Source organism: Delftia sp. WSY_12 (assembly GCF_043104645.1).
GTDB classification, from domain to species: Bacteria; Pseudomonadota; Gammaproteobacteria; order Burkholderiales; family Burkholderiaceae_C; genus Comamonas; species Comamonas tsuruhatensis.
This window is the reverse complement of sequence record NZ_JBICKW010000062.1, coordinates 177,246-183,725: the sequence shown is the minus strand read 5'-3', so window position 1 is coordinate 183,725 and position 6,480 is coordinate 177,246. Positions and strand designations below refer to the sequence as shown.

General features: G+C 66.6%; 5 protein-coding genes. All 5 read left to right on the top strand.

Annotated features, from left to right (window positions below; translation table 11 throughout):
• Positions 1–812: 812 nt before the first annotated feature.
• The 5 genes from ACF8LI_RS28095 (at position 813) to ACF8LI_RS28075 (ending at position 6,474) form a co-directional block, all read left to right on the top strand.
• Positions 813–1,334: a sigma-70 family RNA polymerase sigma factor gene (locus ACF8LI_RS28095; protein ID WP_016445457.1), complete on the top strand. Its 522-nt coding sequence runs from the start codon at positions 813–815 to the stop codon at positions 1,332–1,334.
• Complete coding sequence (locus ACF8LI_RS28090) at positions 1,331–2,332, top strand: FecR domain-containing protein (RefSeq protein ID WP_392414665.1); 1,002 nt, start codon at positions 1,331–1,333, stop codon at positions 2,330–2,332. The genes ACF8LI_RS28095 and ACF8LI_RS28090 overlap by 4 nt, the downstream gene beginning before the upstream one ends.
• Positions 2,333–2,513: 181 nt before the next feature.
• The gene (locus ACF8LI_RS28085; RefSeq protein ID WP_227468496.1) at positions 2,514–4,949 is read left to right on the top strand and encodes a TonB-dependent receptor; all 2,436 of its coding nucleotides are present in this window, start codon (positions 2,514–2,516) and stop codon (positions 4,947–4,949) included.
• A 688-nt stretch (positions 4,950–5,637) separates the two neighbouring features.
• A complete protein-coding gene (locus tag ACF8LI_RS28080) occupies positions 5,638–5,961 on the top strand; it encodes a helix-turn-helix transcriptional regulator (RefSeq protein ID WP_016445460.1) in 324 nt (107 codons plus the stop codon).
• Positions 5,962–5,973: 12 nt separating this feature from the next.
• Positions 5,974–6,474: an ArsI/CadI family heavy metal resistance metalloenzyme gene (locus ACF8LI_RS28075; protein WP_126310963.1), complete on the top strand. Its 501-nt coding sequence runs from the start codon at positions 5,974–5,976 to the stop codon at positions 6,472–6,474.
• Positions 6,475–6,480: the final 6 nt, after the last annotated feature.

Genomic DNA, 6,480 nt, shown 5'->3' with positions numbered 1-6,480 from the left:
GCGGCCTGCAGGAGCACACAGAACTTCCGGCGAAAGGCTGTCGCTGAATCACCATGCAGCCTTGCGGGCTGTGACCTGACGTCGCATCGAAGGCGCCCTGGCCGTGGTGCTGAGCGCACCCAAGATCAGCCAGCCGTGCAGAGTGACTGTCCTTGATCAGGCGCGAACGAGACCGAAGCCTCGTCTGGTGACCTCTGTGGTCAGAGGGAGAAAAGCTCCGCCTTCGTGGCACGATGACGGGCCAGTCCTAAAGCGGAGCTTCACCAGGTCGGGTGCGGATGAGGAGCGAAGCATCTGGCGATGCCGCCAGCCCTGAAGCTTGGATGACCACCATGTGGCTGCAACTGATAGGTCACGAGGTGGCCGTGAGCAGCAGCAATCGCTGCGGAGCAGTTGGCAACTGCAGACTTTCTAACGATGGCCTCAGGCTGATCTACGCCCTTCACTGTGCAAAGCGAGAGTGACAGGGACGACCAACACCTGCCGTTGAAGGCTTCCATTGTTGGACGACCGCTTCACCGTTTGGAAGTGGCCAGTCGATTCTTCGGTGCGCCGTGCCTCGCCTCGAAGGCCCCATTTCGCGCTGCACCGCTGATTCCTGTCGACTCAATGCCGTCGCTCCGACTGGTTTCAACGAAGGTGGAATCAGCCCACGATGGTGCTCGCGCCGAGCGTCCGCACTCAGGCGTTGGTGCGCAGGTTGGTGCAATGACGATGTAGGATTTGGATACAATGAAAATAAGAAGCATTCTTGTTTGCCGCTGCATATTGCCCCGGTGCCTTTCCTCCTGCTTCACTCGTGCCGCTTTCCCATGCCCGCCGCCGACCGCGCCCTTGTTCCCGATGTCGCCACTCTCTACTCCGACCACCACGGCTGGCTGCTGGGCTGGCTGCGCAAGCGCCTGGGCAATGCCTTTGATGCGGCCGATCTGACCCAGGACACCTATGTGCGCCTGCTGGGCCGCAGCGGCGCCGAGATCCAGGCCATTCGCGAACCGCGTGCCCTGCTGATGACCATTGCCCAGGGTCTGGCCGCCAACCTCTACCGCAAGCGCTGCGTGGAGCAGGCCTATCTGGACGCCCTGGCCCTCATGCCCGAGGCCGTGGCCCAGTCCCCCGAGCACCGCGCCATCGTGCTGCAGACCCTGGTCGAGGTGGACCGCCTGCTGGCCCTGCTCCCACTGCCCGTGCGCCAGGCCTTTTTGCTGTCGCAGATCGACGGCATGAGGCAGGCCGACATCGCGGCTGAACTGGGCCTTTCCGTGCCCACCGTGCGCCGCCATATCGCGCGGGCCGTGGTGCAAGTCTGCTTTCTGGACGACGACGGCGCATGAGCCTGCCCATTCCTCTTGCGGTGCGCGAGCAGGCCGCCGAATGGCTGGTGGAGCTGCAGTCCGATGATCACAGCGCCGGCACGCGCGAGATGCTGGTGCAGCGCCTGCAGCACTGGCGCGAATCCCATCCCGACCATGAGCGCGCCTGGCTGCGCATAGAGGCCATGGGCGCACGCCTGCAGCCGCTGTCCGGTACGCCGGCCAGCGTGGCCCTGGCCCAGGCCGCGCGCACGGCACGCGGGCGCGGGCGGCGCTTGGCGGTGCGCAGCCTGGTCGTGCTGCTGTTCACGGGCGCGGGTGCCGGTGCCGTGGCATGGAGAGGTCCGGCATCCTCGGGCGACTGGCTGGCCGGCCTGGGGGCGGACCTGCGCACGGGCACGGCCCAGCGGCGCAGCCTGCGCCTGCCGGACGGCACCCAGCTGCAGATGAATGCCGACAGCGCGGTCGACCTGGATTTCAGCCCGCAGCAGCGCCTGGTGCGCTTGCGCGGCGGCGACATCGAGGTGGCCACGGCCCAGGGCCTGAAGGATAGTGCGCCGCCCTTGCTCGTCGAAACCAGCCATGGCCGCATACGTGCCCTGGGCACGCGCTTCGTCGTGCGCCAGCGCGGCCAGGGGCCCAGCCGGGTTGCGGTCTTTGAAGGCGCCACGGAGATCGCGCCCCGCGAACGGCCCGGCCACCTCCATCTGCTGCAAACAGGCCAGCAGGCGCAGTTTGACGCTCAGGCCACCACGCCGGCCGGGCCCGCCGATCCGGCCCTGGCAGCCTGGACGCGCGGCATGCTGGTGGCCCAGGACATGCCGCTGGCCGAGTTCCTGGACCAGCTGTCGCGCTACCGGCCCGGCCACCTGGGCTGCGATGGCGCCGTGGCGCAGCTGCCCGTCAGCGGCACCTATCCGCTGGCCGACACCGACCAGGTGCTGGCCATGCTGCTGGCCACCCTGCCGGTGCGCCTGCGCACGGCCACGCGCTACTGGGTGGTGGTCGAGCCGGCCTGATTTCCTGGCTCTTGTCGATCCTGGCTGATCGCTTTTCGCGTCTCGCGGGGCAATGGAGATGAAGCGCTTTTTCCTGCGCCCGCATTCCATTGCCAACCATCCAGGACCGAGGGACACGCACACCATGGGCCATCACCCGACTTTTCGCGCCACACGACTGGCATTTCAACTGCGGCAGGCCTTGCGCCCCGCCGTTCTGGCACTGCCGCTGGTGGCGGTGCTTGCCCCGGCGCAGGCCCACGCACAGGCACAGCCCCACGCCCAGGCAGTGCAGCGCTACGACATTCCTGCCGGGCCGCTGACCGCCACGCTCAATCGCTTTGGTGCCCAGGCGGGCATCCTGCTGTCCTTCTCCACCGCCCAGACCGCAGACAGGACCAGCCCCGGCGTGCAGGGTGATCGAACCGTGGACCAGGCCCTGTCCGCGCTGCTGGCCGGCACGGGCCTGCAGGCCCTGCCGCGCGAGGGCGGCGGCTTTGTGGTGCGACCGTCCCTGGCCGTGGGAACGCCCACCGGCGCGGCCACGCTGGCCGAGGTGCGCGTCACCGCCCAGGCCGAGCGCAGCGCCGTCACCGAGGGCACGCAGTCCTACGCCGCCAGCGAATCGCGGGCCGCCACGGGCCTGTCCCTGTCGCTGCGCGAGACGCCGCAGTCGGTCAGCGTGATCACGCGCCAGCGCATGGACGACCAGGGCATCGTGCTGCAGGAAGACATCGCCCGCCAGACCACGGGCCTGAGCTATGCGCAGTATGGTCCCACGGGCGGCGACACCAACCAGTTCTTCGCGCGGGGCTTTCAGATCAAGAACTTCCAGGTCGATGGCGTCAACCGCCTGTTCAGCGACTACCCGGCCATCTTCCAGACCAGCGACATGGCCATGTTCGACCGCGTCGAAGTCGTGCGCGGCGCCTCGGGGCTGATGAGCGGCGCGGGCACGCCCGGCGCCACCATCAACCTGGTGCGCAAGCTGCCCACGGCCGAGTTCCAGGGCAGCGCCAGGCTCACGGCAGGCTCCTGGGATTTCGCACGTGCCGAGGTGGATCTGTCATCGCCGCTCAACGCCTCCGGATCGGTGCGCGGGCGCATCGTGGCCGTATCGCAGAACCGCCATTCCAAGGTCGACTACGAGCAGGACCGCAGCCGCTCGCTGTACGGCGTGGTGGAGGCTGACCTGTCGCCGTCCACGCTGGCCACCGTGGGCTTTTCCGCGCAGGACTACGACGCTTCTGGCGTAGGCCGTGGGGGCCGGCCTTTCTTCTACACGGATGGCACGCGCATCGATTGGAGCCGCTCCGCGTCCTCGGGCGCGCGCTGGGCCTCGGCACGGCGGGACTACCGCAGCGTCTTCGCCTCGCTCGAGCACCGCATGGCCAGCGACTGGCGCCTGAAGGCCATCTACACGCTCGACCGCAGCAGCTATGACGAGATTCCGGGCTGGACCAATGAACAGCCTGTGGACCGCACCACCGGCGCAGGTGCCGGCCTGTGGGCCGCCTGGTGGACGGGGCGGCCTCGGCAGGACACGCTGGACCTCACGGCTTCCGGTCCCTTCCAGCTGCTGGGACGCCAGCACCAGGCCGCCTTCGGCGCCAGTGTGGCACGCACGCGCAACGACAGCGGCTCGCATGGCCGCTGGGCCTTCCCCGGCTGGGACAACACCATAGACAACCTCTTCACCTGGGATGGCCGCACGCCGGTGCAGCCCGACAACCCGGTACTAGGCCGCAGCGCGGCCGTGGAACGCAGCAGCAGTGCTTACGGATCGCTGCAGCTGCGCCCCACGGACCGGCTGTCCGTCATCGCGGGCGCACGCATCACGAACTGGAAGCGTCGCGACAGCTACACCGATTTCGCCAGCGGCGAGACCAGCGGCAGCGCCATGGCCGAAAACGGCAAGCTCACGCCCTTCGCCGGCCTGGTGCTGGACGTGGGCCGCGATTGGTCGGCCTATGCCAGCTATACCGATATTTTCCAGGCGCAGAGCAGCCTGGACATCCACGGCAAAAAGCTCGATCCCCTCCTGGGCCGCAGCTACGAGCTGGGCCTCAAGGGCGAGCTGCTGGACAAGCGCCTGCAGGTGGGCGCCGCCGTCTACCGCCTGCTGCAGGACAACGTGGCCCAGGCCATCACGGGCAGCTACGCGCCCAATGGCGAGCAGGCCTACCGTGCCGTCAAGGGCGCCGAAACGCGTGGCTTCGAGGTGGAGATGACCGGCGAAATTCGCCGCCACTGGAACGCCTCCGTCGGCTTTGCCCGCAACATCGCGCGCGACGCCGAGCGCAACCGCCTGAACCCCGAAATCCCGCGCAACACCCTCAAGCTGTTCACCACCTACCGCCTGCCTCACATAGGCCACGGCCTGACCGTGGGCGGCGGCGCGCGCTGGCAAAGTGGCACCTGGAGCGACCTCTCCTTCCTGGGCCTGCCCAACGTCAGCCGTGTCGAGCAGAAAAGCTATGCTGTGGCCGACCTGATGGTGCAATACGCCATCAATCCGAAGCTCACGGTCTCGGCCAACCTCTACAACGTCTTCGACCGCAAGTACCAAGGGGTTTCGACCTCGTCGTACTACGGGGAGGCGCGGAATATGCGCGTGGCGGTGTCTATGAAGTTCTGAAATGTTTTCAGCTGCGCCCCGTGTGAACGTCGTCAGCATCAGTGGATGTGCTGTCCGCCGTTGATGGCGATGTTTGCGAGGGTAGAGCTGTCAGGGTGTCATGGCGAGCCTGGCCGTCCATCCGTGTTTCGGGACTGCAAGTTTGAGTGGGGGTGAGACGATCACTGGCACGGGGCGAGCGCCCGGAGAATGTCCTAGCCTTCGAGTAGACCCATCATTTGGGCCAGCGCTTGTCGCAGGGGCTAAGGACTGCTTGGCGCCATGCAGCGTGAGTTCGCCCGGCGGCGGGGGGCGGCAGCTGCCGAGGCAAAGCCGACACCGACAGGCCAGCGACAAACGACTGCAACGGGTCGGTAGCTGCCACACAAGAGCCCATGGCAACCCGCGACGCCGCCGCACATCGGCCCTGAGCCCTTGCGCCTCGGCCGATAGCTCGCTCCTCAGCCTTGCTGGCCAAAAAACTAAAGTGCAGTGGCGCGTTTTCCGTACAGACGAAAGTTCAGTGGCGCATCTCTCTAAAGATCGATGGTGCATGGCTTGCGAGGACGTGAGAAATCAACGGCTTATCTGCGTGGCGTGCTGCGTGTTCAGTGGCGTCCCGCATTCGGCGCGGAGCTTGCGCAATGGCGCCGCACGATCGCCTTCACTTTTTTCAACAATAATTCAACAATAGTTGTATTATTGATGCATGCAAGAAACCCAAGTCATCCGATCGCTTTCGGCCCTGGCCCATGAAGCGCGCCTGCGCGTTTTCCGCGCCCTGGTAGTCGCCGGCCCTGCGGGGCTTACGCCCAGCGCCTTGGCCGAACAGTTGGGTATCGCACCCAACGCGCTGTCGTTCCACCTCAAGGAGCTGTCCCATGCCGAGCTGGTCAGCCAGGAGCGCCTGGGCCGCAATGTGCTGTACCGGGCGTCCTTTGCGGCGATGAACGACCTGCTCGCCTACCTCACCGAAAACTGCTGCCAGGGCGCCGCATGCGCCACGGTGGATGCCTTGCCCTGCAACTGCTGAACGGAGTCCACGATGAAACGCTTCCATGTCCATATGCACGTCGACGATCTGGCCAAGAACATCGCGTTCTATTCCCAGCTGTTTGGTGCCGAGCCCGCCCGCGTGGAAAGCGACTACGCGAAGTGGATGCTGGATGAGCCCCGGGTGAACTTCGCCATTTCGACGCGAGGCGAGAAAGCCGGCCTGGACCACCTGGGCTTCCAAGTGGATGAGGCCGAGGAGCTGGATGCGCTCAAGGCACGCGCCAGGGCCGCCGACCTGGCGATGCTCGACGAAGGCGCCACCACCTGCTGCTATGCACGCAGCGACAAGCACTGGATCACCGATCCCCAGGGGATTGCCTGGGAGCACTTTCATTCGCTGGAGAACATTCCCGTGTTTCACGAAGCCCCTGATGCAGCCGTCGGAGCCAGCGGCGCGTGCTGCGCGCCGACGGCCCCGCGCCAGGCGGCCGCATCTGCCTGCTGCGCCCCAGGCACCGTAGCTTCCTCTTCCTCCAAGTCCTGCTGCTAAGCCACC

What these genes read in the sequence shown, in the direction of transcription:
- ACF8LI_RS28095 (WP_016445457.1), top strand. Translation starts at nt 813, where the DNA reads ATGCCCGCCGCCGACCGCGCCCTTGTTCCCGATGTCGCCACTCTCTAC.
- ACF8LI_RS28090 (WP_392414665.1), top strand. Translation starts at nt 1,331, where the DNA reads ATGAGCCTGCCCATTCCTCTTGCGGTGCGCGAGCAGGCCGCCGAATGG.
- ACF8LI_RS28080 (WP_016445460.1), top strand. Translation starts at nt 5,638, where the DNA reads ATGCAAGAAACCCAAGTCATCCGATCGCTTTCGGCCCTGGCCCATGAA.
- ACF8LI_RS28075 (WP_126310963.1), top strand. Translation starts at nt 5,974, where the DNA reads ATGAAACGCTTCCATGTCCATATGCACGTCGACGATCTGGCCAAGAAC.